The organism is Roseimicrobium sp. ORNL1 (genome assembly GCF_011044495.1).
Classification (GTDB): Bacteria; Verrucomicrobiota; Verrucomicrobiia; order Verrucomicrobiales; family Verrucomicrobiaceae; genus Roseimicrobium.
Genome location: NZ_CP049143.1, coordinates 7,731,940 through 7,758,177 on the forward strand (window position 1 = coordinate 7,731,940; position 26,238 = coordinate 7,758,177).

General features: G+C 61.2%; 23 protein-coding genes. 10 read left to right on the plus strand and 13 right to left on the minus strand.

The window, feature by feature from the left end:
- Positions 1 to 17: 17 nt before the first annotated feature.
- Together G5S37_RS31225 and G5S37_RS31230 are read right to left on the minus strand one after the other, a co-directional pair.
- On the minus strand, positions 18 to 1,109 hold the full coding sequence (locus G5S37_RS31225; protein ID WP_165210711.1) for a hypothetical protein: 1,092 nt from the start codon (positions 1,107 to 1,109) through the stop codon (positions 18 to 20).
- Entirely contained in the window at positions 1,106 to 1,552 is a 447-nt protein-coding gene (locus tag G5S37_RS31230; RefSeq protein WP_165210714.1) for a PqqD family protein, read from the minus strand. Before G5S37_RS31230 ends, G5S37_RS31225 begins: the two co-directional genes overlap by 4 nt.
- 175 nt (positions 1,553 to 1,727) lie before the next feature.
- Between G5S37_RS31230 and G5S37_RS31235 the strand changes: the two genes are divergently transcribed.
- From G5S37_RS31235 to G5S37_RS31250, 4 genes are all read left to right on the plus strand, one after another.
- Positions 1,728 to 3,368: a nucleotidyltransferase family protein gene (locus tag G5S37_RS31235; RefSeq protein ID WP_165210717.1), complete on the plus strand. Its 1,641-nt coding sequence runs from the start codon at positions 1,728 to 1,730 to the stop codon at positions 3,366 to 3,368.
- A 108-nt stretch (positions 3,369 to 3,476) separates the two neighbouring features.
- Complete coding sequence (locus G5S37_RS31240) at positions 3,477 to 4,145, plus strand: GntR family transcriptional regulator (RefSeq protein WP_165210720.1); 669 nt, start codon at positions 3,477 to 3,479, stop codon at positions 4,143 to 4,145.
- Positions 4,146 to 4,150: 5 nt separating this feature from the next.
- Positions 4,151 to 6,613, plus strand: coding sequence for a PSD1 and planctomycete cytochrome C domain-containing protein (locus tag G5S37_RS31245; protein ID WP_165210723.1), 2,463 nt, complete (start codon positions 4,151 to 4,153; stop codon positions 6,611 to 6,613).
- A 33-nt stretch (positions 6,614 to 6,646) separates the two neighbouring features.
- Complete coding sequence (locus G5S37_RS31250; RefSeq protein ID WP_165210726.1) at positions 6,647 to 8,008, plus strand: DUF1501 domain-containing protein; 1,362 nt, start codon at positions 6,647 to 6,649, stop codon at positions 8,006 to 8,008.
- A 17-nt stretch (positions 8,009 to 8,025) separates the two neighbouring features.
- Here G5S37_RS31250 and G5S37_RS31255 read toward each other — a convergent pair whose 3' ends face one another.
- Together G5S37_RS31255 and G5S37_RS31260 are read right to left on the minus strand one after the other, a co-directional pair.
- Entirely contained in the window at positions 8,026 to 8,451 is a 426-nt protein-coding gene (locus G5S37_RS31255; RefSeq protein WP_165210729.1) for a DUF2752 domain-containing protein, read from the minus strand.
- 21 nt (positions 8,452 to 8,472) lie between these two features.
- The gene (locus G5S37_RS31260; RefSeq protein ID WP_206026235.1) at positions 8,473 to 9,051 is read right to left on the minus strand and encodes a CD225/dispanin family protein; all 579 of its coding nucleotides are present in this window, start codon (positions 9,049 to 9,051) and stop codon (positions 8,473 to 8,475) included.
- 56 nt (positions 9,052 to 9,107) lie between these two features.
- On the opposite strand from G5S37_RS31260, the gene G5S37_RS31265 reads away from it, so the two are divergent.
- The gene (locus G5S37_RS31265) at positions 9,108 to 9,533 is read left to right on the plus strand and encodes a DUF4339 domain-containing protein (protein ID WP_165210735.1); all 426 of its coding nucleotides are present in this window, start codon (positions 9,108 to 9,110) and stop codon (positions 9,531 to 9,533) included.
- 71 nt (positions 9,534 to 9,604) lie between these two features.
- The gene (locus G5S37_RS31270; RefSeq protein ID WP_165210738.1) at positions 9,605 to 10,036 is read left to right on the plus strand and encodes a DUF4339 domain-containing protein; all 432 of its coding nucleotides are present in this window, start codon (positions 9,605 to 9,607) and stop codon (positions 10,034 to 10,036) included.
- A gap of 75 nt (positions 10,037 to 10,111) precedes the next feature.
- Here G5S37_RS31270 and wrbA read toward each other — a convergent pair whose 3' ends face one another.
- From wrbA to G5S37_RS32445, 3 genes are all read right to left on the minus strand, one after another.
- Positions 10,112 to 10,729 carry an NAD(P)H:quinone oxidoreductase gene (gene wrbA / locus G5S37_RS31275; RefSeq protein ID WP_165210741.1) on the minus strand — a complete coding sequence of 206 codons (618 nt, stop codon included), beginning with the start codon at positions 10,727 to 10,729 and terminating at the stop codon, positions 10,112 to 10,114.
- 169 nt (positions 10,730 to 10,898) lie between these two features.
- Positions 10,899 to 11,642 (minus strand): sigma factor, encoded by a 744-nt coding sequence (locus G5S37_RS31280; protein ID WP_240914757.1) that lies wholly within the window; start codon positions 11,640 to 11,642, stop codon positions 10,899 to 10,901.
- 4 nt (positions 11,643 to 11,646) lie between these two features.
- Complete coding sequence (locus G5S37_RS32445; RefSeq protein ID WP_206026236.1) at positions 11,647 to 13,962, minus strand: serine/threonine-protein kinase; 2,316 nt, start codon at positions 13,960 to 13,962, stop codon at positions 11,647 to 11,649.
- A 114-nt stretch (positions 13,963 to 14,076) separates the two neighbouring features.
- On the opposite strand from G5S37_RS32445, the gene G5S37_RS31290 reads away from it, so the two are divergent.
- Together G5S37_RS31290 and G5S37_RS31295 are read left to right on the plus strand one after the other, a co-directional pair.
- On the plus strand, positions 14,077 to 15,072 hold the full coding sequence (locus G5S37_RS31290) for a heparan-alpha-glucosaminide N-acetyltransferase domain-containing protein (RefSeq protein WP_165210744.1): 996 nt from the start codon (positions 14,077 to 14,079) through the stop codon (positions 15,070 to 15,072).
- Between the two features lie 111 nt (positions 15,073 to 15,183).
- Positions 15,184 to 17,013, plus strand: a complete 1,830-nt coding sequence (locus G5S37_RS31295) for a glycosyltransferase family 39 protein (protein WP_165210747.1) — start codon at positions 15,184 to 15,186, stop codon at positions 17,011 to 17,013.
- On the opposite strand, the gene G5S37_RS31300 is transcribed toward G5S37_RS31295, so the two are convergent.
- From G5S37_RS31300 to G5S37_RS32450, 4 genes are all read right to left on the minus strand, one after another.
- Positions 16,963 to 17,856, minus strand: coding sequence for a phosphatase PAP2 family protein (locus G5S37_RS31300; protein WP_165210750.1), 894 nt, complete (start codon positions 17,854 to 17,856; stop codon positions 16,963 to 16,965). The genes G5S37_RS31295 and G5S37_RS31300 overlap by 51 nt on opposite strands.
- A gap of 136 nt (positions 17,857 to 17,992) precedes the next feature.
- A complete protein-coding gene (locus G5S37_RS31305; RefSeq protein WP_206026237.1) occupies positions 17,993 to 19,612 on the minus strand; it encodes a sodium/solute symporter in 1,620 nt (539 codons plus the stop codon).
- A 3-nt stretch (positions 19,613 to 19,615) separates the two neighbouring features.
- Positions 19,616 to 19,942, minus strand: a complete 327-nt coding sequence (locus G5S37_RS31310) for a DUF485 domain-containing protein (RefSeq protein ID WP_165210754.1) — start codon at positions 19,940 to 19,942, stop codon at positions 19,616 to 19,618.
- Between the two features lie 72 nt (positions 19,943 to 20,014).
- Positions 20,015 to 21,001: a hypothetical protein gene (locus G5S37_RS32450; RefSeq protein ID WP_206026238.1), complete on the minus strand. Its 987-nt coding sequence runs from the start codon at positions 20,999 to 21,001 to the stop codon at positions 20,015 to 20,017.
- A 137-nt stretch (positions 21,002 to 21,138) separates the two neighbouring features.
- Between G5S37_RS32450 and G5S37_RS31320 the strand changes: the two genes are divergently transcribed.
- Together G5S37_RS31320 and G5S37_RS31330 are read left to right on the plus strand one after the other, a co-directional pair.
- Positions 21,139 to 22,458, plus strand: coding sequence for a hypothetical protein (locus G5S37_RS31320; protein WP_165210757.1), 1,320 nt, complete (start codon positions 21,139 to 21,141; stop codon positions 22,456 to 22,458).
- A gap of 277 nt (positions 22,459 to 22,735) precedes the next feature.
- Positions 22,736 to 22,960 (plus strand): hypothetical protein, encoded by a 225-nt coding sequence (locus tag G5S37_RS31330; protein ID WP_206026239.1) that lies wholly within the window; start codon positions 22,736 to 22,738, stop codon positions 22,958 to 22,960.
- A 497-nt stretch (positions 22,961 to 23,457) separates the two neighbouring features.
- Here the strand turns inward: G5S37_RS31330 and G5S37_RS31335 are convergent, their stop codons facing one another.
- On the minus strand, positions 23,458 to 23,979 hold the full coding sequence (locus tag G5S37_RS31335; protein WP_165210763.1) for a phospholipase D-like domain-containing protein: 522 nt from the start codon (positions 23,977 to 23,979) through the stop codon (positions 23,458 to 23,460).
- Positions 23,980 to 24,381: 402 nt separating this feature from the next.
- Positions 24,382 to 26,196, minus strand: a complete 1,815-nt coding sequence (locus G5S37_RS31340; RefSeq protein WP_165210766.1) for an ABC transporter ATP-binding protein — start codon at positions 26,194 to 26,196, stop codon at positions 24,382 to 24,384.
- Between the last annotated feature and the right edge of the window lie 42 nt (positions 26,197 to 26,238).

A 26,238-nucleotide genomic window follows, 5' to 3' on the forward strand; every position in this document is an offset into this window, starting at 1 on the left:
CCCATATCCGTGAAGGCTCAGACTTCGTTGGCGCGATTGAGGATGTTCCTCACGGCAGGCGCTATCTCTTCCGTGCGTGTGCCCAGCAGCAGACGGAAGCAGGGCAGGCCACGCAGCACCGCGGCCATGTCGCGGAACGCGGAGCCATCATCCGGCGAGAATTGGAACATGGTGCTGGAGGTCAATGCTCGCAGGGCCATGGCGGGTGGAAGTGGTTCGAAGGTGGTATGCTCCGTGCCTGTCACCTGGGGCACAATCACCGCCCGCAGCGGCAGGCTGGGCTTCACCTGTGAGGGGAAGTGCTCGTGCATGAAGATCAGAGGCTTGTCGAACGCATCCGGCACAGGGTCCACTGATCTCGCGGCGAGTTCGGGGAAACGCAGGAAGTGATCGCGATGCAGTTTCCCGCTGCTGTTCAGGCAGTGCACCTGCGGCTCCTCTCCAGCCTGCACGAGGCAGAAGTCATCACTCAGGAAATGCATGCCTGCGAGGACGCAGAGCAGGGACGTGGTCGACTTGCCGGAGCCGCCCTTGCCCGCGATCAGTGCGGCCCCTGCATCCGTCCCGACAGCGCCAGCATGCACGAGCCGCAGGCCTTGGGCTTTCGACCACCAGTGCATCAGCGTCAGGAATGGTGCCGCGCGGAAGAAGGTGGGTAGTTGTCTGGCGTCCTTTGTCCAGAAGACCGCCTTGCGCTCCGCCACGGAGTACATGAAGAACATCACGCCCTCTTCATAGGCGTGCACGCGAAAGGCTTCTCCACCAGGTGGCAGCACGAGACGCACGGTACCGGAGAGTTCTGACCACGCCCACGGCAGCTCCGGAGCGCTCACGCCGCTTTCCGTTTCGTCCCACGCGAGGATCTCCAATGCGGGTGCTGCATCGTCATTCTCACCAGAAATCATGTGAGCCCACGCGGGAGCGAGCGCTGAGGCAAGCTGTTTGCCTGCGATGCTCAGGCGCACGTGATGCCCCGCCAGCGTGTAGGACTGGGCAACGACGCCCGTGCGCTCGCTCGCGTGAGCAGATGCGCTGCACAACCGCTGGAAGCAGTCTTCCAGAAGGCGGTGAACCCGCACGTGGTCTTCGGCAGGAGCTGCCGGCATCATGCGCGCTCTTCGGTGACGGCGCGCAGCGGCCAGCCGACCTGCACATCCACATCGTGAATCGGATCGATCAGCAGCAGGTCCTGCATGTCCAGATGGCTCTCGAAGATCGGCGCCGTGTAGGCAGCACTGATGGCAGGTAGAGTGAGATCCGAAGTGGAGGTCTCTCCTGCATTCGTGTTTGTGTTTTCCACCAAGAGGCCGCCGTCTACGAGTTGTGCCACGAAGGTGCGCACATCGGCTTCCAGAGTCGGCGACGCATCCGCATAGGAGTGGTGCATCGCCTGCACGACCTGCACTTCGCTGCGTCCTTCTACCAGCAGCTTCCACATCTCCACACCCGTGCCGCGGATGCTGTGGTAGTGGCCATTGCTCAAGTTGATGGCCAAAACTTCCTCATCGAAAATTTCGGCGCTCGCATCGGGTTCATTCAATCGATAAATCACGGGAGTCTTTTTTGGGAGTTCGTTTGGGGAGTTTGACCCCTTGCATTCACCGGACCAGAATTCTATAGAAACTCACTGCGAGCTGCAAAAATCCCCCCGCAGCCGTGGTCAGGCAACACCTGCGGTGCAGTGAAGTGGACTCGCTTCGCTGCAAACGCGGGTAACGCCAGACGCCATGATCCCTATCAACAACTTCGCGCCGGTCTCCACACGGCTGCCTGGCGGCTGCTGGCCCACGCCCGCACAGACGTTGTTGCTGCGTGCGTGCCTGTTGGAGCCTGGGGCAGCGGTGAAGGCCTGGGAGCAGTGGACACGCACGCACGACTTCGAAGCGATTGACTCGGGTTCCTTCCGTCTGCTCGGGCTCGCACATCGTCATCTCACCCAGGCGGGTGTTTCCGGGGCGCTCATGCCCCGGCTCCAGGGCGTGTACCGCCGCTTCTGGACGGCCAACCAACTCCTACTGGGTCGCAATGCCCCAGTCCTGAAAAGCCTGACCGAGGCGGGCATTCCCCTCATGCTCACGAAGGGGGCGGCGCTCACGGTTTCTGTGTACCGAGACTACGGCACCCGCCCCATGGACGACCTCGATCTCATGGTGCCGAGAAGTCATGCGCTTCGGACCATGGAGGTGCTGGAGGGATTGGGCTGGGAGCCCGAGGTGCAACACTCCAAGGAGCTGCCCGAGACCCTGCACGCCTGCCACCTCCGGCGGGATCGGCTTGGCATCATCGATCTCCACTGGAGGCACTTTCACCTCGCGGTGCCAGAGGCGTTGGATGCTGCCATCTGGGAGCGCTCGATGACCTGCAGCTTCCACGGCATCGAAGCGAGAGTGCCTGACTACAGCGATCAATTCCTGCGCGCCTGCGAACACGGCGTGCGATACAACATCGTGCCGCCCTTCCGCTGGCTGGCGGATTGTTTTCAGCTCTGGAAGGTATCCGAAGGGAAGCTCGACTGGGAACGCATCGCGGACGGAGCACGCCACACCGAATCCGTGCTGGCAGTGAAATGCACGCTGCGGTTCCTGCGAGATCAATTGGACGTCCCACTTCCGGAGGAGGCCTTTACACGACTGGAGAAAACACCCGTGACGTTCTTTGAGCGCGTGGAGTCCCGGCTGGTGCAGCGCCCCTGCCGCAGCTTGTGGGGCAAGCTGCCGCTCGATATCTCCTGGCATCTCCGCAGCACACGAGGGCAGCCATGGAGCGAGCGCATCTCCGGTTTCCGCACCTACTTCCGCCACTCGAACAATCTCACACCCGGCCAGTTCACCGCGCACCACCGGGCGCAGGCGCAGCGCTGGGTGCGTTGCTGGCTACCCTACCATCTGCGCCGCATCCCGCGTCTCTTGCAGCGCGCTGAGCCCGGCGGCGTGCGATCCTTTGCCGAGGAAACGCTGTGGGGTTTCCATGAGATAGAACCCTGCGGTCACCGCCTCATGCGCTGGTCGCTGCCCACGGCCTCGCTTGGTCTCACCCTTGGCAGGGGGAAGGCTTTCAAGATCCTCATCGACACCGGCAAGCTGCGCGCCTGGACCTCCGACCTTTCCCGGCATCTCACCTTCAAGCTGGATGGCGAGCTTATTCCACCAGCACAGGTGAAGGGCAAGCAGGGCATCCTCACCATCCGTCTCTACGCCCTGGAATCGCCCGAGCCAGGGCAGGGTTCGCGTGAAGCTCGCCTCTCGTGGGAATGTGAACCTGCCAGCATCTCCGGCGAGACCCGGCCTCTGGGTTTGCCTGTATTTGCATTGACGGTGCGCACTCTGAAACCTCAGGCCGCTGAGGCGGTGGTCCTTGCCCAGGTCTGACCGGCCGAGTCCGAAAATATATCGAATGAAAGAGCCGAATCCTGGCTTCGTAGAACTGGCATACCAGTTTGATTCCAACTCGACTTTCCGGCATTCCACCCCAAACCCATGGCATCCCTGCCCTCCCCCTCCCCTTCCCGTCTCCAGTCGCGCGCGTACGCGGAGCTGCGGCGGCTCATTGCCTCTGGCGAGTTCCCCCCCGGCACGTTCCTTTCGGAGCGGCAGCTCGCAGCCCAGTTCGGCATGAGCAAGACGCCCATCCATGTGGCGCTCGAGCGGCTGGAGGCGGAGGGTTTTGTCACCATCTCCGCACAACAGGGCATTGTGGTGCGCGGCATGAGTGTGGATGACATTGTGGACCACTACGAGCTGCGTGAAGCGATTGAGTGCTGGGTGGTGCGGCGCATCGCCGGGAAGCTTAATGCCGAGCAGCAGGGTCAGCTTCGTGAGAACATCACCCGCCAGGAAGCTGCGCTGAAGGAGTGGGACCTGAACTCCCTCATGCACCTCGACGAGCAGATGCATTTCCTGCTATGCTCCTACCTCAACAACAAGGAGATCATCACGACCATGGAGCGCCTGCGTGACAAGATCCATCAGGTCATCCTGCGCGTCACAGACACGGACAGCAAGCGCCCGACTGAGAGCGTGGCCGAGCATGTGGAGATCATCAACGCGGTACTGGCCGGCGAGGGCAATCGTGCTGCGGACTTGATTGTTGGGCACCTCGAAGCCGGCAAGCGCCGCATCCTAAATCCGGAACGATTCGCCAGATAAAGATAATGAGGAATTTCGCCGCCAGCGCGGGTGTCTGCCTGCTCACGATCACGCTTTCGTTCCCCCTCGGGGCAGCGGAGGCGACTGGCGTTGGCGTTGCTACTGGTGCGGTGGATTTCACCAAGGAGGTGCAGCCCATTCTGCAGCAGCATTGTGTGAAATGTCATGGACCCAAGGAGCAGAATGGCGGCCTGCGGTATGACGACAAGGTGGGTGCGTTCGCTCAGGGAGATTCTGGTGGTCACGCCATCGTCCCAGGAAAGCCGGAAGAGAGCGAGCTGCTGAAGCGCATCACCTCCACACACAAGGAAGAGCAAATGCCGCCCAAGGGTGCGCGACTCAGTGCGACAGAAGTAGAGACACTGAAGGCGTGGATCACTTCGGGCGCTCAGTGGCCCGAGCAGGTGGTGGCGGAGACGCCGAAGAAACCAGGCAGTGATCATTGGTCCTTCCAGCCGATTACCAATCCCACGCCACCGCCTGTGAAGGATGCCGCATGGCCACTGGCGCCGCTCGATCGGTTCATCCAGGCCACGCGCGAGGCGGCCGGGCTCACACCTGCGTCTGATGCCGAGCCCATCGCGCTGATTCGTCGCGCCACGTATGATCTCACGGGGCTGCCTCCCACGCCTGCGGAGGTGAAACAATTTGTCGATGCCTGCCAGAAACCCGGAGGCACACCTGCCGCGTTCAACGCACTGGTGGATCGCCTGCTGGATAACCCGCGCTATGGCGAACGCTGGGGCCGTCACTGGATGGACTGGGTGCGCTATGCCGACACGGCTGGGGACAACTCGGACTATCCCATTCCGCAGGCCTATCTGTATCGGAACTACATCATCCAGGCCTTCAACGAGGACGTTCCCTACAATCGCTTCATCACGGAGCAGATTGCCGGAGACTTGCTGCCCGCGAAGACGCAGAAGGAAAAGAACCGCCAGACCATCGCCACCGGCTATCTCGCCATGGCACGCCGCTTTGGCTCCCTGGTGGAGCGGTATCCCTGGCATCTCACGATTGAAGACACGCTGGACAACATGGGGCGCACCATGATGGGGCTCACCTTGAGCTGTGCCCGCTGCCACGATCACAAGTTTGATCCCATCTCCACGCGCGACTACTATGGGCTCTACGGTATCTTCGCCAGCACGCGCTATCCGTTCCCGGGCCTCGAACTCTTCAAGACGCAGCGCGACTTCGTGCCACTCATCCCGCAGGAAAAAGTGAAGAAGGTGATGGAGCCCTATCAGGCGAAGACCGACGAGCTCACGAAGGAACTTGAGCGCCTGCTCGCAGCGTGTGAGAAGAAGACGCTCGAGAATGCGGCCAAGGAAGGAGAACGCTCGCTGGAGGAGCAGCGCAAGGCGAAGAGTGAACTCGATGGCATGCTCTTCACCGCCCGCACGGCAGGCGAAGCCCTGGCAGATTACTTGAAGATCACGCCGGTCATTCCCACGGCGTATGCCGTGCAGGATGCGAAGCCGGTGAACGCGCGCGTGCAGATGAAAGGCGAACCTGATCGTCTTGGCGCAGAAGTACCACGTCATTTCCTTGAGGTGCTCGGGGGGCAGACGCTGCCGGACGAGGCGAAATCGGGCAGCGGCAGACTGGAGCTGGCGAAGTGGATCACGGATGAGAAGAATCCTCTCACCGCCCGCGTCATTGTGAATCGCGTGTGGCAGCGGCACTTCGGCACAGGTCTGGTATCGAGCACGAGTGACTTCGGCTTGCGCGGTGAGAAGCCGACGCATCCCGAGCTTCTCGACTGGCTGGCGGGCGAGTTCATGCGCAGCGGCTGGTCCTTGAAGCACCTGCACCGGCTCATCATGACCTCACGCACCTACCAGCTCTCCAGCAAGGATGTGGAGGACAACGTGGCAAGTGATCCGGGGAACAAGCACTACTGGAAATTCAACCGCCAGCGGCTCGATGCGGAGTCGCTACGCGACACCCTGCTCTACGTCAGCGGCGGACTCGATACCACGCCGCAGACGAAGCCGTACGCTTTCCCTCCCTCGAAGGAATGGGGCTACACGCAGCATCATCCTTTTAAGGACGATTATCCGAGCAGCAAGCGCAGCGTGTATCTCATGACGAAGCGCCTCACTGCAAAGAGTTACTTCCAGACCTTCGATGGCGCGGATCCCAATGTGTGCACCAGCGCCCGCGACAGCTCCGTCACCGCACTGCAGGCACTCTACTTTGTGAATGACAAGTTCCTGCATGAGCAGGCGGATCGCTTCACGAAGAAGATCGTGAAGCAGTCCCAGGATGACGAGCAGCGCCTCAACAGTGCCTTCACCGCCATCCTCTCCCGCCTGCCGGAGGAGGACGAATACCCCCTGATGCTGGGTTATGTGAATGAGATGCGCCAGCGCATGTATCCAGATGCGAACGGTGATTTGCAGGCGTGGACCAGCCTGGTGCGCACACTCTTCCGGTTGAATGAATTCATGTACCTTGATTGAGCTGACTTGAACTGACCTGAACGCCACGTCCGCATGAACCAGTTCTCCCTCCAGCGCCGCACCCTTCTCCGCTCGCTCTTCAGCAGCTCTGCGTTGCTCATGCCCGGTGTGCTCTCCGAGTTGTGCGCCGCCTCGGAGGGAGGTGAACCCCTCAGCCCGCATCGCCCGCACACGGAAGGAAGGGCGAAGCGCATCATCTTCATCTACGCGACGGGTGGTGTATCACACATTGATACCTTCGATCCCAAGTCCATGGCAAAGGGCCGCGATGGCACCGGCGAGGACAAGCTGATGGGCAACATCTTCGGTTCCGCGCGGAACAAGCGCTGTGGCACGGAGGTGAGCGATATCTTCCCCCATGTGCGTGGCGTCATGGATGAGATCTGCCTCATCCGCAGCATGAAGGCCTCCCACTTCGATCACTCGGAGGCCACGCTGGGCATGCACACCGGGTCGCCGACCTTTGCGCGGCCCAGCATGGGATCGTGGGTGAGTTATGGTCTTGGCACTTTCAATCAGAACCTGCCCAGCTTCGTGGTGGTTGCACCCTTCCTGCCGTACGCCGGCACGCAGGTGTATGGCAGCGATTTCCTGCCCGCGTGCCATCAGGGCACACGAGTCATTCCAGGAGACAACCCGATTGCCAACCTGCGCCCGCCAGGATCCACGAGGGATCTGCAGAAGCTGGAACTCGACCTCGTGGATCGCATGAACCAGCGGCACTTCGCTGCGCGTTCCCATGACACGGCACTGGCGGCGCGCATCAAGTCCTTCGAGACAGCCTTCCAGATGCAGCAGGCAGCACCGGAGGCCTTCGATGTGAAGTCGGAGCCCGAGCACATTCGCAAGCTCTATGGGCTCGATCGCACGCTGAAGGGCGCGGGCTCAGAGTTCGGCTGGCAGTGCCTCGTGGCACGTCGTCTCGCGGAGCGGGGAGTACGTTTTATTGAGCTCATCGACACTGGCTCGCGCCCCAATTGGGATTCCCACGGGGAGATGAAGGACCACGCCGCACTGGCCTACAATGTGGATCAACCCATCGCGGCACTCATCACCGACTTGAAGCAGCGTGGCATGTTGGATGAAACCATCATCCTCTGGGCCACCGAGTTTGGCCGCACTCCGGCGCGTGAGGGCACGAACGGACGCGGGCACCATCGGGACTGCTTCAGCATCTGGCTCGCCGGTGGTGGCTTCAAGCCCGGCCACGTGCACGGCGCCACGGATGAGCTCGGCAAGTATCCCATTGAGAAGCCGGTGGAAGTGCATGACCTGCATGCGACCGTGCTGAACGAGCTCGGCATGGATCATGAAAAGCTCACCTTCCGCCATGCAGGCCGCGACTTCCGCCTCACGGATGTGCACGGGCGCGTGATGCAGGAACTGCTGGTGTGAGGGATAGGCAGCTCGCGTCAGTGCGGCGCGAGCCAGTTGAAGGGCGCCCAGGGGAGATTGCGGAACACGGAGAACAGCATCACGATGACCACGAGCGCCCAGCTCAGGCGCTTCTGAAAATCCAGCCGGGCCTGGGTGTCCGGTGGTGAGGGGCGGTTGTGGATCCAGCGCCACGTCGATCGCGCGATCCACCAGAGCAGGAAAGGCAGCGCGATGACAAAGATGATGTTTTTCTTCAGCGCCCCGAGGACATCACCGTGCAGCAGCGCGTAGGTGGCGCGCGTGGAGCCGCAGCCGGGGCAGTGCAGGCCGGTGTACTTGTGCATCATGCACGGGGGCGTGATCCACGAGGAGCCCGGGGGATTCTGATACAACGCTGTGGCGGCGATCACCATTCCGACGGTGATCGCCAGCACCAAGGCCACACGGGGCTTGAGCACCATGGCTTGCCAGTTTGCTTGCACTTACATGCCGGACGCCGCCTGCTGCGATGCCGCCATGAAATTTACGACAAACGCGATGGCGTTGGTGACCAGGCCGCAACCAAAGGCGATCCAGCACCACATCTTGGCCTTCTCGGAGGAGGCCATGGCGCCTGCGACGTCACCGGCGGCGAGCTTGCTGTTCACCTGGGCGGAGAACACAATGGCCACGATGCCGAAGGGAAGGCAGCAGCAGAGCGTGGAGAGAATGGACCAGACCAGGTAATTGGGAATCTTGGCCGCCGGGGCCATCGCGCCTCCCGGGCCGGGAACGTAGGAAGTGGGCGCGGCGGACTGGGGAAGGTAGGATGGCGTTACGGGACCGGGCGCGGACTCTGACTGGTAGCTGGGCGTGATGGCGGCCGGAGCGGAGAACTCAGTGAAGTTGCTGGCCGGCTTCCAGTCGGCGGTGCCTTCCTTCCAGACGAGATCCGTGGGCAGGATTTCGCCAGTGGCGTACTTGGCCTTCACTTGATCAAGAGTGAAGGGGCCCGTCTGTTGTCCGTTCTTTCCTACGTAGTACATGGCGCCAAAACAGCCGAAGAGCTGCGCCTTGTCCACAGCAAAGTTTGTTCCAATGAGGTTGCAATGGTGCGTGATTGCCTAAGATCGTCGATATGGCCTACACGATTCAGCGTCAGACGGAGAAGCTCGGTCCTTTTGACCTGGCCCAGGTGCGTGTCATGGCCGATGCGGGTGAAGTTTCCGCCACGGATCTGGTGTGGGTGGAGGGGACCTCTGTACCCACCACGGTGGGCGCGCTCCTGCAGGGCGTGGAGGTGGCTCCAGCTCCCGCCGCCGCCCCTGTGTTCAAAAAGGGACCGGCGCTCACCTCCTTCTTCCTCGCCGCTGCCGGTTTGATTCCGGGAGTGGGTCTCTTCTGCGCCATTCCAGCCATTTACTTTGGTTTGAAGGGACTGAAGGCCACCCGGGCGGAGCCCCAGAGCCGGGAGCGCATGCATGCCATGGTCGGTGTGTGTGTCGGCAGCTTTCTGACGCTGATGTACCTGATCTTGATCCTCGCGTTTGTGATGAAGCGATGAAGGGATGGCTCCGGCGGTTGTGATTTTCTCAATGCGGTTGCAATCACGCCGACGTGCCTATTGTCTGATCCATGGTCTACACCATCCAGCGACACACGGAGCAGTACGGTCCCTACGACATCACTCAGGTGCGCGCCATGGCGCAGACGGGCCAGCTCCTGGCCACGGACCTTGTCTGGCCGCAGGGGTCGAATACACCCACGACAGTCGCTGCCCTGCTGCAGGGCTTGCAGGGCGATGCGACCGGTGGTCTCATCCCATATAAGAATGGTCCTGCGCTCACGGCCTATTATCTTGCAGTGGCCGCATTGATTCCAGTCTTCGGATTTTTCTGCGCGATACCGGCCTTCTTTCTCGGGCTCAAGGGGCTGAAGAAAGCCAAGCTGGAACCGCACGTGCGTGGCCAGGTACACGCCTGGATCGGTGTCGTGGTCGGTGGATTGCTGACGCTCGGCTACCTGATTGGGATCGCCTTCATCGTGATTGCGCTGGTGAGGCGCTGATTCTCACCGCCCGTCCGGCGCTGCGGTGTAGTGACCGCAGCGCCACGATCCTGGGCGCGAGTGCTGCCGGAGGCGTTACTTCGCCGCCACCTTCGCCGCTATCTGTGCGGTGTGCTTGCCCTGGTAGCGGGCGATGGCCAGTTCGTTTTCGCTTGGCAGGCGCTCACCTTGGGGACCCGTGATGGTCGTGGAGCCATAGGGGGAGCCACCGGTGATTTCCTTCATGTTCAGCAGCTCCGGCGCGGCATAGGGTACGCCCACCACCACCATACCCTGGTGGAAGAGGAAGGTCTGCATGCTGATGAGCGTGGTTTCCTGGCCGCCGTGCTGGCTGGCCGTGGAGGAAAAGACGCCGCCCACCTTGCCCACCAGTGCGCCGGTGGTCCAGAGGGAGCCAGTGGCATCAAAGAAGGCCTGCATCTGTGCCGTGGCGCTGCCGAAGCGCGTGCCGGTGCCGAAGATGATGGCATCCGCTTCCCCGAGTTTCTTCGGATCCGCGATGGGCACATGGGCGAAGGCTTTCTTCGCCTCGGTGGCACCCATCTTGGCGATGATGTCGTCGGAGAGCGTTTCCTGCACCTGCAGGAGTTCCACTTCGGCACCCGCTTCACGTGCGCCGGCCGCGATGGCCTCCGCCATGTGGTAGATGTGTCCGTACAGGCTGTAGAAGATTACTTTGACCTTGGTGCTCATGATGGAAGAGGGGGATGAAGGCTGTGTTTGGATGGTGAGATTGTCAGCGCTGCGAAGTCGAAGTCGCGGCACGACGGAAATACGGCTGCGATTCCCCTTCGGTCGAGGCGAAACACGTTTCAAATAAGAGATCGCGCAATCGCAATCCGTGCCGCCAGGATCTGCAGGCTCAACTGGCAAAGGAGGCAAACAGCGCCTGCAGTTCCTCCGTCACGGCGGAAGGATCGGCCAGCGTCTGGGCGATCTCGGCGCGCAACACTTCGCGATAACGCTGCCGCAGGCGATGCACTGCAACTCGTGCTGCGCCTTCGCTCATGCCCAATGTTGTTGCTACTGTAGCGTAGGGAATCGCGCCCTTTTCCATGGTGAGGAAGGGTTTCAGGGCATCGAACAGTTCTGCTTTCTGTTCCGCAGCATGCTCGTCACGCAATCGGGCCACCACGCGCTCCAGAAGGGTCACGGCCCACGCGCGGTCATACTGGAGATCGGGGCTCAGCGTATCCACCACCTCGCACTGGTAGCGTTCATCGCCGCTCTCCCAATCCAGCGAGAGATGCACGGATCCCCCACCCCGCTTCTGCCGCGAGGCGCGGTCCCATTCGTTTGCCAGGAAATGTTTCAGCGCGGCCAGCAGGAAGGCGCGAAACTTCCCGCGCTCGCTGCTGAGTCCCTCAAGGGAATTCTTCTCCAGCAGGCGCGCGAAGAATGCCTGCGTGAGATCTTCCGCGTCTTCTTTGGTGTGGCCACGACGCCGCACATACGCATAGAGCGGGTACCAGTACGTGCGGCACAGTTCTTCCAGTGCCAGGTCAGACTCCGGTGTGCTGCGCTGTCCCGCGGCCAGCACCATGGTCCAGCGTGTGGTGGCGAACATGTCGCCGGGTGGAATGGTGTGCGCTCCGGTGGGCATCATCAGATCAGTGTGCGGAAGGGTAGTCGGGCGCGTTGGGATACAGGGACGGGGTCGTGAGCATCTTGTACCGGATCTTCACGTTGCGGTCACCGAGAGCCATGGGGAAGATTTCCAGCACGCCCTTGGTGCCGCGCCGGGTGACGAAGAAAAGCACTTCAGGTGAGAACGCCGTGGTCGCCATGAAGCCGCTGCTGCCATCCTGTGTGTATTGCTTGCGTTCCCAGTCCGCCTGACTCACAAAGCGTTCCACTTCCTCGGGCGTGATGTCATCCCATTTGAAGGTGCGTCCATTCACCGCGGGCTTCATGGCCACAGCCTCAATCAGGCGCAGAGAGCCATCGAGAGAGGACTGCATCACCACATCGCCATCGGCATCGCGCAGCCATTTCAGATTCTCTGGAGAAAGGATGGCTTCCCCACGCTCAAACTTTTCCGAGACCGAACGGGGAGGAGAATACAGGTCGCCATTGCGAAAGGACAGAACAGAGGGAACACCCGGCCCTGGTGCCGGCAATACACGCTCCATCGTGGGACCAAAGATGGTGGCAGCCGCATCACTCTCTGCTGGCATGGGTGCCCGCCAGTAGACGCTGACCACGCGGCCCACCACCGCTCCACTTGAAATGATGACGTCGGGCCGATTGTAGTGCGCGACCGTGAATTCATCGCCATGGACTGCTTTGACTCGGCCCACGCACACCACGCCCTGGTAGCGGTAGGCAATCAGATCTCCGCGGGAGAACCGAGTCGCGATCTTCCACACGAGCATGTGGCTGCCCTTGGGGATCTCCGGCGCGGCGGCATTCGTGGCAGCGCGGAAAGGCTCCACCAGGACCGTGCGAATCACGCCCCCGATCACGACGACCACGACCAGGGTGACCAGAGTTTTATGAAGGATGCGGCGGACGAGAGAGCGGCGACGCCCGGATGACTCAGGGGTGGTTACGGGCGCGGGTTCCCATCGCCGCGCAATGAGCTCCGCAAACACTGCCAGCCCCATGAAGCCGAAGAATCCCAGGAACCCGAGCATCCACTCCCATCCTTCGATGAAGCCCAAAAAGCCGAGGAACCCAAGCCAGCTCAGGCTGAGGCACCACTGACCCCACTGGGTACGGAATCCCATCAAGCGATAGAGTTCCCGCCGGTGCTGGGCACTGGGTGAACTCGGAAGCGTGATGGGGGGCAGCACCGCGAGCACCGCACAGCCTCCCGCGAAGTACCACCACCCCCTGAATCCCCAGGGATTGAAGAACACCATCAGGATGGCCACCAGAGGAACGGCCTTCCAAAGTTGCTCATTCAAGGTGATTTCGCGCTCTTGTTCTTGTTCCTGTTCCGGCTCTTCAGCTTCCGCGGCTTGTGGCGTGGATCTCACCGTCTCCACCTCGGTGCCAAATTCCGAGGCAGTTTGGTAGCGTAGCTCAGGTGCCTTCTCCAGGGCGCGCAGCACCACTTCATCCAGGCGCACATCCACCATGACCTTCCGTGAGGGAGGTTGGAATTTCCCGAGCGGCAGTTCACCGGTGAGCAACTCGTAAAAGACCACGCCCAGTGAGTAGATGTCCGCACGGTGATCCACCTCCTGCGGACGCTCCACCTGCTCGGGCGCCATATAGTGCGGCGTGCCCATCACCTCCTGCGCGCCGGTCATGAACTGATCGTTCTCGGAGCGCTCCAGCAGCTTCGCGATGCCGAAGTCCGCGATCTTCACGCGGCCGCGCGTGTCCATCAGCACGTTCTCCGGTTTGATGTCGCGATGCACGATGCTGTTGTCATGCGCGAACTGCAGGGCATCACACACCTGGGGCACGATCTGGAGTGCCTCGCGTGGCGAGAGACGGCCGGCGCGCTCGAGCTGCCGGAGATTCACGCCATCCACGAACTCCATGATGATGTAGTTCCACCCCTCCACCTGGCCGAAGTCGTGCACGGCCACGATGTTCGGATGCACCAGCTTCGCCAGCGCGCGGGCCTCGCGTCCAAATCGCTCTGCAAAACCGGAATCCGTGCGCTGCGGGGCGAGGAGCTTCAGCGCCACAAAGCGATCCAGTGCCGGCTGGCGTGCCTTGTACACAGCGCCCATGCCGCCCCGCCCGATGAACGCGAGAATCTCCAGCTGCGGGAAAAGCCGCGCGACTTCCGCAATCGACGGTGGCTCGAAGGATGAGGCGCCGCCCCTGGTGGGTGCATCCGTCATGACGCCTTGCTGCAAGAGGCAGGCGGCACACAGGCCTTCCAGTCGGCCCGGAGGCAGCAGCGCGCCGCATTGCACGCATTTCTTCGCTCCCGGAGGGCTGCCTGATGGCGGTGATGTGTTCATATGCGTCCCTCAGAAGCAAATCTGGAAATACGTTACGCGATTTTTCTCCGTGGTATCCAGAGGGATTTCTTTCCAGTTGCGCGGCCCTGGGAATCCAAGCAGTAGCAGGCAGCAATGCCCGTTCTCACCTCGCGACTTTCCTGGATCGATCTGATGCGGGGTCTTGCCGTGGTGGGCATGCTGGTCACGCATGTGATGAATGCCTTTCTCCACCCAGTCTATGAGAACACGGGGTGGCGGCATGAGTTCAGTTCCTACAGTGGTCTGGTGGCGCCCTCGTTTTTCTGGATTGCCGGTTATGTGCAGGGCCTGGCCATCCGTCGAGCGCACCGCGAACAGAAGCCGGTGGGTGGCTTCCACCGCTGGCACCGTTTGGGGATCGTCTTGCTCATCGGCTACCTGCTGCATCTGCCGCTCGCATATTGGTTGAAGGGTGACTTCGGCTCCGAGAGCTGGAAGACCTTCCTGCAGGTGGATGCCCTGCAATGTCTCGCGGCGAGCCTCGCGCTGCTGCTGAGCATGGGCATTGCCGGAGTGCGATGGTTTGAGTTGCTGGTGGTAGCAGCCGGTGGATTGGCCGTGTTCCTGGCACCTCTGGCGGGCACGTGGCACACGGGATTCTGGTTTCTTGATGCGTGGCTGAATCACGACACCGGCTCGCTGTTCCCGCTCTTCCCGTGGTTTGGGTTTGCTGCCGCCGGTTGTCTGGCCAGCCGCTGGGAGCCCTCGTGGAAGTGGTTTGTGCCGCTTTCCGCATTGCTGGTTGCCAGCGGTTACATGTTTGAACCCAGTTCGTGGTCCTATACGCATCCGTCATTCTTTGCCGAGCGACTCGGTTGGGTGTGCCTCATCGCGGCGGTCATGCATGGCATGGCCAGGTGGTTCGCGCCGCAATGGCTGCTGCTGGCGGGGAGAGAGTCCTTGTTTGTCTATGTCTCCCACCTGCTGATTCTGTTCTCCATTCCCTTCACGGGAAAGACGCTCACGGAAGCCATTGGCCACACACTCTCGCCCTGGCAGGTGCTCCTTCTTTCGGTCGCGTTGGTGGTCGTATGCCTCTGGCTGGCCGCGCTCAATGAACGACGAAAGCGCCGTCTCCTGACAAAGTGACGGGATCGTCAATTGCACCCGTGGACGCGTGCCGCATGGAAGGCGTGCACCTGCCATGCCGGTCATTTTCACCCTCACCGTCCGCTGCCTGTTCGCGTGGCAGCGCTTCTCATGAGCGCCCTCTGGTCCCGCCTGACCAGCCGCCACGCCTGGCTGGTGCTCCTCGCGCTGACACTGCTCCTGTATCTGCCGGGCACAGGATCCATCCCGCTGATGGATCGCGATGAGCCGCGCTTCGCGCGCGCCACGGCGGAGATGATGCAGCGGGGTTCGTGGGTCCTGCCGTATTTCAATTCCGATCCTGCCCAAACAGACGCGCAGAGAGTCGCGCTGATGAAGGAGGGACGCAGCGCGGTGGAAGTCGGCTTTCGTTTCGACAAACCCCCGCTCACCTACTGGTGGATGCGCCTGCATTTTCACCTGTTGGGATTCAATGAGCTCGCCGCGCGTATGCACTCGGTGCTTTCCGTGTGGCTGGTGGCACTGGTGATCTTCCGCCTGGGGAACGATCTCGGGGGGCGCGCCGCCGGATGGTGGGGGGCGGTGGGATGGATCACATCACTCCAAGCTCTCATCCATGGACGGCTCTGCGTGGCGGACATGCCCATGGTGTTCTGCGTTTCACTGGCCATGCTGGCGCTATCGAAGATTCTGCTTTCACCCCCGGACAAGGCGCGGCCGTTCAGCAAGTGGTGGTGGATCTTGTGGGTATCACTGGGTCTCGGTTTCCTGGCGAAGGGGCCCATTGCCCTGCTGGTGCCCGCGCTCGCGCTCGTGCTGTACCGTGTGGCCTTCTGGAGAAAGCCGGTGCCGTGGGGCAAGCTGGGCCTCGGCGCTGGTGTGGTGCTGGCGCTGGCCATCGTGGCCGCGTGGGGCATTCCGGCTCTCGTTCAGACAGAAGGAAAATTCTGGAATGTGGGCATGGGTGAGCATGTGGTGAAGCGCGGTACCCAGGCATTCAACGGCCGCACCATCCTGCCTGGCTACTACCTCATCAGCGCCTTCCTCAGCCTGCTGCCGTGGATGGTGTTCCTCCCCAGGATCTGGCGTCATGTGCGCTCCCACTGGGATGCCCCTCGTGCGCTGCTCGTGGCATGGTTCGCCGCCCCGCAGCTGATCTTTCTCTTCTACGCGACCCAGCTTCCGCACTACACCATGCCGGGCTTTGCAGGGTTCTTTGTGTTGCTGGGCCTGACCATGGCCGATGCGGAACAGAAGCGGTCAACCGTTCCGGCGAAGCTGGGCTCTTTCGGTGCTTCGTACCTTGGCGTGTTTGCCCTGCTGTCCGTGGGCATCATCACTGCGGTGTGGGTGGGCGGCCTGGTGCCACAACCGGCATTGCGCCTGATGATCACCAGCGGTGCCGTCATGTTGGGTGCGCTTGCCGCGTTGGGCGCGGCGGCGGTGTGGCGTCGCTGGACACTGGCCGGATTTTCGCTGGCCGCGCTGGTGTTCGGGCTCGCGGTGTTTGGTGCTTCGCTACGTTCCATTCACCCGATCGTCCAGATGGCACCGGTGCTGCGCGGGCTTCCCAAGGAGTCGAATGCCCTCGCGTGGCAGTACACGGAGCCGTGCCTGGTCTTCTACTCGGACCATCCCTGGACCATGCTCTCCAAGATCGATCGTGTCCGCGAGCGCATGCAACAGCCGCGCACGGGCGTGGTCGTCACACAGATCTCCGAGTGGACTCTGGCCCACTGGTGGAAGTGCCTCACCAGTGCCACGAAAGACGAGCATCCGAAAGCGGCTCGCGATTTCCAGAAGGAAGTGGACGCCCTCACCCAGGCGGTGAGTACGGACTACGACTGGACGGATTCCAGCGGCTTCAACGCCGCCCGCAGCAGTTGGGTCACCGTGCGGGTGTTTGTGCGGAAGTCGCCGCCGAAATCTTCAAGAGCGGAGCTCACTGCCACTGCTCAAGACGACGGCGCCAAGCGGTGAAGGGGAAGTCACGGGGACAGGGAGGACACCCTCCGTGGGTTCCATGTCCTGCAGTTGCTCCTCCTCTTCCTCCGTGGGGCCATCCGGTCCATCGCCAGCACGGATGTGTCTGGTACGTCGTACCGCCAGACCCAAAGGCACGCCGAAGAGCACCGCCAGCCAGATGGCCACGGCCACGTCCGAAGGGTGATGCTGGTTGCCATACATGCGCGCCCAGCACACGCCGCCGGCCGCGATCAAGGCCGGCACCCCCACGGGCGGCATGGCCACCGCGAGGGGAATGGCTGAGCCAAACGCCGTGGCCGTATGACCAGAGGGGAAGGAATTGTAGTTCCATCGCACCTGTGGACCGTAGATGCCGTCCCTCACACCATCGCGCTCGATGGCGCGCGGACGTGGCCGCCCCACCGTGAAGCGAAACACATTGGCCACCGCGCCGGCGAAAATCGCGCACAGCATGCTCGCCACCGCGAGCCGCTGGAAATAACGCGAACGGAAGGCGCGCCCTCCGAGCCAGAGACCCACGACGAGCACGAGGTTGTATCCGGCGAAGTCACCCCACTCGCCGATGTCTCCGGAGAGATCCTTCAGGTCCTGGCGCAGCTCCTTGTTGGGGACATGCTTCAATTGCAGCGCGCGCAGCACTTCGCTGTCCTTCGGCAGCAAAAGGAAACCGATGGCGAGGAGCACGAACAACGTGATGGCGATGATCAATCGCGCACGACGACGAAAGGTGCCTGCCATGTGTTTGCATAGCAGGGTGATGTCCGGCCACATTTTCATGGTGGTCGGCAGGCGACGGCGTTTTCTCCGCCGCACTATCTTCACGAGGGGAGAGTTCATGATCTCCCCCATATGAAACGCAAACCCTCCGGTGAACCACCGGAGGGCTGCAACATCTACGCCATGTGAAGTTCCCGGCACACTTCCGCGCTTGCGCGGTATGAACGAGAACCTCGCTTTCGCGATTAAAATCCGATCAATGCGAGGAAGCCTTTTCCGCGCCGAGGCCGGTCTGCGCGCGGACGCTCAGCTCGGTGAACTTCGCTTCCGCATCTGGATCGCGTGCGGAGAGCAGTGTGCCCAGCCAGGCGCCAAGGAATCCGAGCGGGATGCTCACGATGCCGGGATTCTCCAGCGGGAAAGGAGCGGTCTTGGCATCGAAGAGTCCATTCTTGCTCAGGAGGATGAGCACAATGGAGGCGACGAGACCCACGCCCAGGCCTGAGACGGCGCCCGTGGTATTGAAGCGCTTCCAGAACACGGAGAAGAGAATCACCGGTAAGTTGGCGGAGGCAGCCACCGAGAACGCGAGGCCCACCAGCATGGCCGCATTCACACTGGAGCCCAGCTTGATGGCTAGACCGATACTGACCGCTCCCACGAAGAAGGCGGTGATACGGGCCACGCGTACTTCCTCACCCACGGTCTTCTCTTTGCCGTGGTGAATCACGTTCGTGTAGAAGTCGTGTGCGAAGGAGGTGCTGGCGCTCATCGTCAGACCGGCGACCACCGCGAGAATGGTGGCGAATGCGACGGCGCTGATGAAGGCGAAGAACATTTCACCACCCAGGACGTGGGCCAGTGTGGGCGCCACCATGTTTCCATTGGGAAGGCCCTTGGCATCCAGCGGGATGTGTCCTGCGGTGACTTCAGCAGGGATGCTGGTGATCTTGAGCAGGGTGGCCGCGCCAAAACCAAAGAACGTGGTGAGCACGTAGAAGACACCGATGATGGCCGTGGCCCACACCACGCTGTTGCGCGCAGTCTTTGCGTCCGGCACGGTGTAGAAGCGCACAAGGATATGTGGCAGACCGGCGGTGCCCAGCACGAGACCCAATGCCAGCGAGATGAAGTCCCAGTGTCCCCAGGGATTGGCTTCCGTATGGCCAAATTTCATGCCCGGGTCGAGCAGGTTCACCGGAGGTTTCGTGCCGGCGTAGTCTGCCTTCGAAACGTGCTCGAAGAAGGTGGCAAAGCTGAAGTCATGCTTCGCAAGAACCATGTAGCTCAGTGCGAAGGCGCCCCCCATGAGGAGGATGGCCTTGATGATCTGCACCCACGTGGTGGCGAGCATGCCGCCGAAGACCACATACACCAGCATGAGAACACCCACCCCGATCACCGCGGGAGCGAACGGCACCCCGATGAGCTGCTCGATGATCCCTCCTGCGCCTACCATCTGCGCGATCATGTAGAAGGTGGAAACGGTGAGCGTGCTCAGCGAGGCCATGGCGCGCACCGGGCGCTGCTTCATGCGGTAGGCCAGCAGGTCTGCCATGGTGTACTTGCCCGCATTGCGCAGCGGTTCGGCGACCAGCAGGAGCACCGTCAGATACGCCACGAGGAATCCCACGGAGTACATGAAGCCGTCGTAACCCTTGAGGCAGATCATGCCGGAGATCCCCAGGAAGCTGGCGGCACTCATGTAGTCACCAGCGACGGCAAGACCATTCTGCCAGCCGGTGATGGAGCGGCCTGCGGCAAAGTAGGCGGCCGAACCGGTCGCCTTTCTCGCACTGAAATACGTGATGACGAGTGTGAGCGCCACGAAGGCGAGGAACATCCCCAAGGCTGGGGTGATGGTAAAGGCGAGCATGGATCAGTCCTTGATAACGGAGTTGAGCAGTTCGGCGTTCATCTTGTCCCAGCGCCGCGCCGCGCGGACGTACAGGCCGCAAATGACCCAGGTCATGACGAATTGGGAGAGGGCGAAGAGGTAGGCCCAGTTCACCTTGCCCCACACGGGCTTCTTCATCAGTTCAGGGAAGAACCCGACCAGCACCGGCAGTGCCATGTAATACACCATGAAGAAAATGGTGGCCGGGATGATGAAGCGGAGCTTGGCACGCTTCAGCTCCGCAAAGCCGGGATGCTGGGCAATTTTCTCCCATTGTCCCGATGGTATTGGGTTGGTCTCGGCTGGCATGGCGCGGAGACTAGAGAGTCCGCGCCATGATGGCAAGGCGTGAATTGATTGGTTCTGCGGGAACCTTTTTCCCTATGATGCTGCAGGGCCGCCGGGGCCGGGCCGCTGGGGAGGACCCGGGCGTTGCGGACGCGGAGGACCGGCAGGCCGCTGGGGTGTTGCTGGTGCAGGGGCGGGAGCCGGGGCTGGGGCTGGCTTGTTCGCGGCTGGCGGGACCGAAGGTTTCGCGGGTGCGGGCGTGGCAGGGGTCGGCGTTGCTACCGGAGATGCCGCGGCTGTGGGCGCTACAGCGGAGGCGCGGGTGGCATGGAGAGGCTGGGGGTGGACCACCACTTTCTTCTTCTTCGTCAGTTCCCATCCATAATAGGCAGCGGCGGCCACGACTACCAGGGTGATGAAGATCCACAGCCACGGCAGCGCGCGCGCCAGTTCGGTTTCCTGGGTGGGTTGGTTGGCGAGGATTTCCGTGAGCTTGAAGCGGTACCGCACATCACTGTTCGCCTGGTCGTAGAAACCGGAGTTGGTGCCCGAGATTTTCCCGTCGAAGTGCGTCTTGTACTGCACCCAGTTTTGTTGGGGCAGGTCGGAGACCGGATCCCCCACTCCCAGTTTGCGCACGATGCGGGTCTTTCCGTCTGCCTTGGTGACCGTGAACTGACCGGCGAGGATGCCAGCGGGTTTGTTCGCCGCGATTGCATCATTCAGCTTCTCCAGGGAGGAGAAACTGATGTGCAGTTTCACCACGGGACGGCGGTCGTTGTTCTTGGAATAGCTCAGCAGTTTCACGCCGCTCATGGCATCAAACCGCGCCCTCAGCTTGGCCTCGTCGAACTCCGGACTGACCTTGGCGTACGTGGAAATCAGCGTGTCCGGCAGCGTGATGCTGACCTTGGCCTCCCCGGACAGATCCTTGTGAATGGTCAAGTCTTCCTCGTAGTCGAGGCAGGAGCTCAGCAAGAGTAGACAGGTCGCCGCCAGTGCGGCCAGGGAAAGTCGTGCGCGAATCATGCGGCGGGCATGGGAAGTGCGAGGGCAGGCGGAGTCAAGTGAGAAGCGCATGAGGATCCATGCAGAGTGCGATTCGCAACCTTCGGCGCATCGTCGTGCGTATCCCATGGCCCAATCCGGAGCCCGAGATTGCACATTTCGCATTCCGCGTTGTGCCTTTGCCGGGTTTCTCTACGATGCCCGCACTTATGCCTTCCACTTCCGAAACGCCCCTCGAACGAGTCCGCCATGTGAGGGACTCCATGCCCGAGGGCGGCATGTTTGAGGGAAAGGAATGGCGCGTGTCTCCGGAACCCTTTCCGCTGGATGAAGCCCAAGTGCGGACCATGGAGGCCCTCGGTACGGCGGCGCTGGCATTCCAGCGGGCCTGCAACCGGCTCTACTTCGAATCTGCGGAAGGCGGTCCGCATGCCTGGGTGGCGCGTCTTCTCGATCAGGGCAAGCCGGAGCGCATGGTCGCTCTGGGAAGGCAGGAGCGCTGGCGCGAGGAAGTGCCACGTGTCATCCGCCCGGACCTCATCCTCACGGAGACCGGTTTGAGCATCACGGAACTCGACAACCTCCCCGGCGGCATCGGCCTCACCGGCTGGCTTGGCGAGACCTATGCCGCGCTCGGCGAGAATATTGTGGGCGGCGCTTCCGGCATGGTGGAGGGATTTGCGAAGGCCTATCCCGGAAATGACATCCTGGTTTCGCGCGAGTCTCAGGGATATCAGCCGGAAATGGAATGGCTGAATGGGCGCATCCGCGAGAAGGGTTTGCCTGCGGGAGCCGTGCTCAACCCCTGGAAGCTGCCGCCGAGCGAGCTGGCAGGGCGCGATATTTACCGGTTCTTCGAGCTCTGGGATCTGGATAACGTGGAGCACAGCGCGGAACTCCTCGCCATGGCGGAGAAGGGGGAGGTGCGAATCACGCCTCCCGTGAAGCCCTTCCTGGAGGAGAAGCTGTGGCTCGGACTGTTCTGGTCACCCGCCCTGCAGGAGTGGTGGGAGCAGGCGCTCACGCCGGAACATCTCGCCCTCCTGAAGCAGTGCATTCCCTACGGCTGGGTGTTGGATCCCGTGAAGCTGCCGCTGCATGCCGAGTGGCCGCGCCTGGGTATCCAATCGTGGGAGGAGATGAAGAAGTTCGGCAACAAGGAGCGCGAGCTTGTCATCAAGATCAGCGGCTGGTCCGAGAAAAGTTGGGGTTCACGTGGCGTGAACATCGGTCATGACCTCTCCACGGAAGGCTGGGCCGCCTCCATTGATGAAGCGCTGGCTGCCTTCCCCACGAATCCCCATCTCATGCAACGGTTCCATCGTGGTCGCGTGATCGCACACCCGGTGTGGGATGAGGCAAAGCAGGAGTCCGTGATGATGCAGGGCCGTGTGCGCCTGTGCCCTTATTATTTTGTGCTGGGAGACGAAGCGAAACTCAGCGGCGTGCTCGCGACCATCGTGCCGGCAGACAAAAAGATCCTGCACGGCATGACGGATGCGATGCTGGTGCCGTGTGGGGTGAGGTAGTAGTGTGTTGCTTGCGGTCGCTGGCAACACGTGGTAACTAATTAACAGAATCCGTGAGCGCTTTGGCACCAGCCGACATCGAAAATATGACGACTCAGGAGCGGCTTCAAGCGATGGAGCTGCTTTGGAAGTCCCTTGCAAAGGATGGTGGACATCAGGTCGCTACCCCTGCGTGGCATGCCCGGGTGCTCGCCGCGCGACGGGCTAAGGTTGAGGCGGGTCAAGGTCGGTTCTTGTCGCTTGATGAATTGAAGAGGCGACTCCGGGGTGCTTCCAAATGAGGAACGTTATCGTTCTTGAAAAAGCGGCTGAGGATCTTGAGATCGGACGGGAGTTCTACGATGCCAGCGAGTCAGGAATTGGCTCATATTTTGTGGAGTCACTGGTATCCGATATCGAAAGTTTGGCGCAGCTGCATGGCATCCACCCAATCCGTGAGGGCTTTCACCGAATGCTGCAAGCCGCTTTCCTTTTGGCATCTACTACGATGAAGGTGATGTAGATGTCAGAGTCTTCGCGGTTTTGGATTTGCGGCGGGATCCTTCTTGGATTCATGAAGAGCTTGAGGGAAGGAAGTAGGGTGCCAGGCGCGATTAGGCGGCCGCGTCAACCCCGCTGCCACCGGTAGATGATTTTCCGCACGGATTCTTCCGCCTTCAGGGCTGGCCAGAAAAGAGTGGCTGCGAATTTTTCATCGCTGGTGCTCGTGTCGGCACGCATTCTGGGTGGCCCAGAACCGCATGCCGTTGAGATGCGGACCATGGTACTGGCCTTTCCAGTCGCAGGATCGATGGTGGTCACAAGGCTCTTGGTCCTTCGACTGAATCCGTAATCTGCTTTCACTGGACCGAAGATTCGGTAGCCAGAGTAGGCACACAAGTACGCGACGACGACTATCAATATCACCCATGCATTTGAGTGAAATACGGGACGATAGCTGTCCGATGTTTCCATGGAAACAAAACTTTGGCGGTGTCGTGCTGGCATTTTACCTCGCCTTCACCGGATCGGACTAGGGCAAACTTCCCGGCGCTGACACTTCTCGCAAAACTCTCCCACGTAAAAGTCGTCCAGCCACGCCATCAGTTCGCGGATGTGGTCGCGGTCTTCGGTGATGAAACCCGCTTCGAAATTGCGTCGATGCGGTGATTTCGCGCCCACGCCGGCGCCGGTGAGATTGGCGCTGCCGACATAGGCTATGCGATCATCGGCAATGATGCACTTCATGTGCATGCGGGGGCACAGGATGCGCTCGAAGAGATCGCTGCGCACAAACTCGGGATATTGGTCAAAGTCTTCGCGAAAACGAGGGCCGGGCTCTTTCGCATGGATGAGCCGCACCTCTACACCTTCGCGCAGCTTCCCGGCGAGCATTTCGAGGAAGGGCACGAAGCGCCCGGTGCCATTATCCACGAACAGATCCTTCAAGTCCGCCGTCACGATCCACAACACCCGTCGCGCCGCGGGGAGCACACGGCCCATCACGGCGGTATAGGTGGCTTCGTTGAGGATCAGTTCCATGGGGTCAGGGCTGATGGCAGTATAGAGGAGTTCAAGGCACGCCCAAGCGAAAGGCGTGGTGTTACCCGTCAGGGACGATTGGCATTCTAACCCACCACCGCTGCCCGCTATATTCGGACGCGCAGGAGCGCATCCCTACCGCATTTTTTTGAAGGGACGTTCACGTCAAGGAAGGTGGCAAGCGAGGTCGCTTCTGCAGTGTCGCTGGTTTGGAAAAAATGCATCGGAGCTCCTGAATCGCCACTCGCTCCAGACGAGAACGTCGTTTCTTACAAAGGGACGGTAGGGATGCGCTCCTGCGCGTCCGAATATAGCGGGCGGCGGTGGTGGGCGGCTTTGAGCAGAACATGCCGGTGCGACATTGTTTCATGACTACGCCTCCCAATAGCGAGCGACTCACACCTACTCCGCCAGCTTTTCCTCCTGGAAGCTCAATGCCACCAGTTCCGCGTAGTACGGACACTTCTTCATGAGCTCGTCATGCGTTCCATGATCCACAACCTGGCCGGAGCGCATGGCGTAGATTTGATCGGCATGCAGAATCGTACTCAAGCGATGTGCGATGACGAGGCATGTGCGATCCCTGCGCAGTTCATCAATGGCCTGCTGGATGAGTCGCTCGCTCTTTGTGTCCACCGCGCTGGTAGCTTCGTCGAGCAGGAGGATGGGGGCATCTTTCAAGAACGCGCGAGCGATGGAGATGCGCTGCTTCTCACCACCGCTCAAGCGTGAGCCGCGTTCACCCACCGTGGCATCGAGCTTGCCATCCAGCTTCTCCACGAAATCGGCGGCGCACGCGAGACGCAATGCCTGCCACAACTCCTCATCCGTGGCGTCGGGTTTTCCGAGTTTCAAGTTCTCCCGGATCGTCTGGTTGAAGAGATAACTCTCCTGCGTGACGTAGCCGATGGAGTCACGCAGGCTCACCTTGCTCAGGGATCGAATCGATTTTCCATCGAGCAGAATCTCGCCGCTGTCCGGATCGTAAAAGCGTGTGAGCAATTGGAAGAGCGTGCTCTTCCCCGCCCCGGTGGCGCCGACGATGGCGACCGTTTGTTGTGGCTTCACCAATACGTTGATGTGCTCCACCGTGGGTCGGTGCTCATCGTAGCGGAAACTCACGTCCTCGAAGCGAATCTCGCCTTTCACCTCCTTCAACGCGTCTCCGTGATGCAGTTCCTCCGCGCCACCGAGCGTGAGGATATCGAAGATGCGCTTCGCACTGGCGAGGCCGTTCACAAAGGTCTGGTTCACGCCGTGCAGACGTCCGATGGGCTCGTAGAACATGCCCATCAGCAGCAGGAACTGGCTGAGCTTGCCGATGGTCAGGGCATTGGCTTCAAAGTTCTTCAGTGCTTCCGCATTCACAGCGGAAGTACGTAGCGCATCCAGCGCTTGCATATCCTGGATGCACCAGTACGCGCCGAATCCCATGAGCAACACCACGCCCAAATCGCCCAGGAACCCCATGCCGGGACCATAGATGGACCATGCGCGTTGCAGCTTGGTTTGCTGATCTCGATAGGCACCGCTGGATTCATCAAAGTCCTCCTGCTTCTCCTGCTCCAGCGTATAGCTCTTGATTTGACGGATGCCGGCGATGTTGTCATGCAACAAGGTGCTCAGGCCGCTCGCTGCTTCGCGCGCCTTGGTGGCACGAGGTGAAACCCATCGCGCGTATATCCATCCGCCGGCAATGATAAACGGCACGGGAATCAGCACCACGGTCGCAAGCTTGGGATGGATGGAGTACATCACCCCGCCCGTGAGGAGCACCTGCAACACCGCGGGCAGACCCTGATCGATGCCCTCAAGAATCACCCGCTGCGTGTTGGGCACATCGTCCGCCATGCGCGTGAGGATGTCGCCCGAGCTTTGCCGGTCGAACCACTTCAGCGGGAGGTGTTGAATCTTGCGATGCAACTCGCTGCGCAGGTCATAGGTCATGCGCAGTTCGAAGGCATTGTTCGCCAGCGTGCGCAGCGTGTAAAAAAACTGCTTCAGCGCGAAGGAGCCCAAAGCCAACCCCGCCGCGCCCAGAATCAAATCAAGCCGCCGGTTCGGGATGATGTCATCGATGAACTTCTGCGTGACCGCCGGGAACACAAAGCCGAGAAGCGTCCCCGCAATCGCCATGAACGCCCCTGCTGCCACCCGCCACGGGTACCGCCGCATGAAACGGATCATCTGCGACGCAGTGGACGTGGCGGCGGACATGGTACTATGGCTACTCAATCATCGCCTAAAAATCCAGTGTGG

Bases quoted from the DNA above. Each gene is read 5' to 3' on its own strand.
- G5S37_RS31225 (WP_165210711.1), bottom strand. From the start codon at position 1,109: ATGATGCCGGCAGCTCCTGCCGAAGACCACGTGCGGGTTCACCGCCTT.
- G5S37_RS31235 (WP_165210717.1), top strand. From the start codon at position 1,728: ATGATCCCTATCAACAACTTCGCGCCGGTCTCCACACGGCTGCCTGGC.
- G5S37_RS31240 (WP_165210720.1), top strand. From the start codon at position 3,477: ATGGCATCCCTGCCCTCCCCCTCCCCTTCCCGTCTCCAGTCGCGCGCG.
- G5S37_RS31245 (WP_165210723.1), top strand. From the start codon at position 4,151: ATGAGGAATTTCGCCGCCAGCGCGGGTGTCTGCCTGCTCACGATCACG.
- G5S37_RS31250 (WP_165210726.1), top strand. From the start codon at position 6,647: ATGAACCAGTTCTCCCTCCAGCGCCGCACCCTTCTCCGCTCGCTCTTC.
- G5S37_RS31255 (WP_165210729.1), bottom strand. From the start codon at position 8,451: ATGGTGCTCAAGCCCCGTGTGGCCTTGGTGCTGGCGATCACCGTCGGA.
- G5S37_RS31265 (WP_165210735.1), top strand. From the start codon at position 9,108: ATGGCCTACACGATTCAGCGTCAGACGGAGAAGCTCGGTCCTTTTGAC.
- G5S37_RS31270 (WP_165210738.1), top strand. From the start codon at position 9,605: ATGGTCTACACCATCCAGCGACACACGGAGCAGTACGGTCCCTACGAC.
- wrbA (WP_165210741.1), bottom strand. From the start codon at position 10,729: ATGAGCACCAAGGTCAAAGTAATCTTCTACAGCCTGTACGGACACATC.
- G5S37_RS31280 (WP_240914757.1), bottom strand. From the start codon at position 11,642: ATGATGCCCACCGGAGCGCACACCATTCCACCCGGCGACATGTTCGCC.
- G5S37_RS32445 (WP_206026236.1), bottom strand. From the start codon at position 13,962: ATGAACACATCACCGCCATCAGGCAGCCCTCCGGGAGCGAAGAAATGC.
- G5S37_RS31290 (WP_165210744.1), top strand. From the start codon at position 14,077: ATGCCCGTTCTCACCTCGCGACTTTCCTGGATCGATCTGATGCGGGGT.
- G5S37_RS31295 (WP_165210747.1), top strand. From the start codon at position 15,184: ATGAGCGCCCTCTGGTCCCGCCTGACCAGCCGCCACGCCTGGCTGGTG.
- G5S37_RS31300 (WP_165210750.1), bottom strand. From the start codon at position 17,856: ATGAACTCTCCCCTCGTGAAGATAGTGCGGCGGAGAAAACGCCGTCGC.
- G5S37_RS31305 (WP_206026237.1), bottom strand. From the start codon at position 19,612: ATGCTCGCCTTTACCATCACCCCAGCCTTGGGGATGTTCCTCGCCTTC.
- G5S37_RS31310 (WP_165210754.1), bottom strand. From the start codon at position 19,942: ATGCCAGCCGAGACCAACCCAATACCATCGGGACAATGGGAGAAAATT.
- G5S37_RS32450 (WP_206026238.1), bottom strand. From the start codon at position 21,001: ATGCGCTTCTCACTTGACTCCGCCTGCCCTCGCACTTCCCATGCCCGC.
- G5S37_RS31320 (WP_165210757.1), top strand. From the start codon at position 21,139: ATGCCTTCCACTTCCGAAACGCCCCTCGAACGAGTCCGCCATGTGAGG.
- G5S37_RS31330 (WP_206026239.1), top strand. From the start codon at position 22,736: ATGAGGAACGTTATCGTTCTTGAAAAAGCGGCTGAGGATCTTGAGATC.
- G5S37_RS31335 (WP_165210763.1), bottom strand. From the start codon at position 23,979: ATGGAACTGATCCTCAACGAAGCCACCTATACCGCCGTGATGGGCCGT.
- G5S37_RS31340 (WP_165210766.1), bottom strand. From the start codon at position 26,196: ATGTCCGCCGCCACGTCCACTGCGTCGCAGATGATCCGTTTCATGCGG.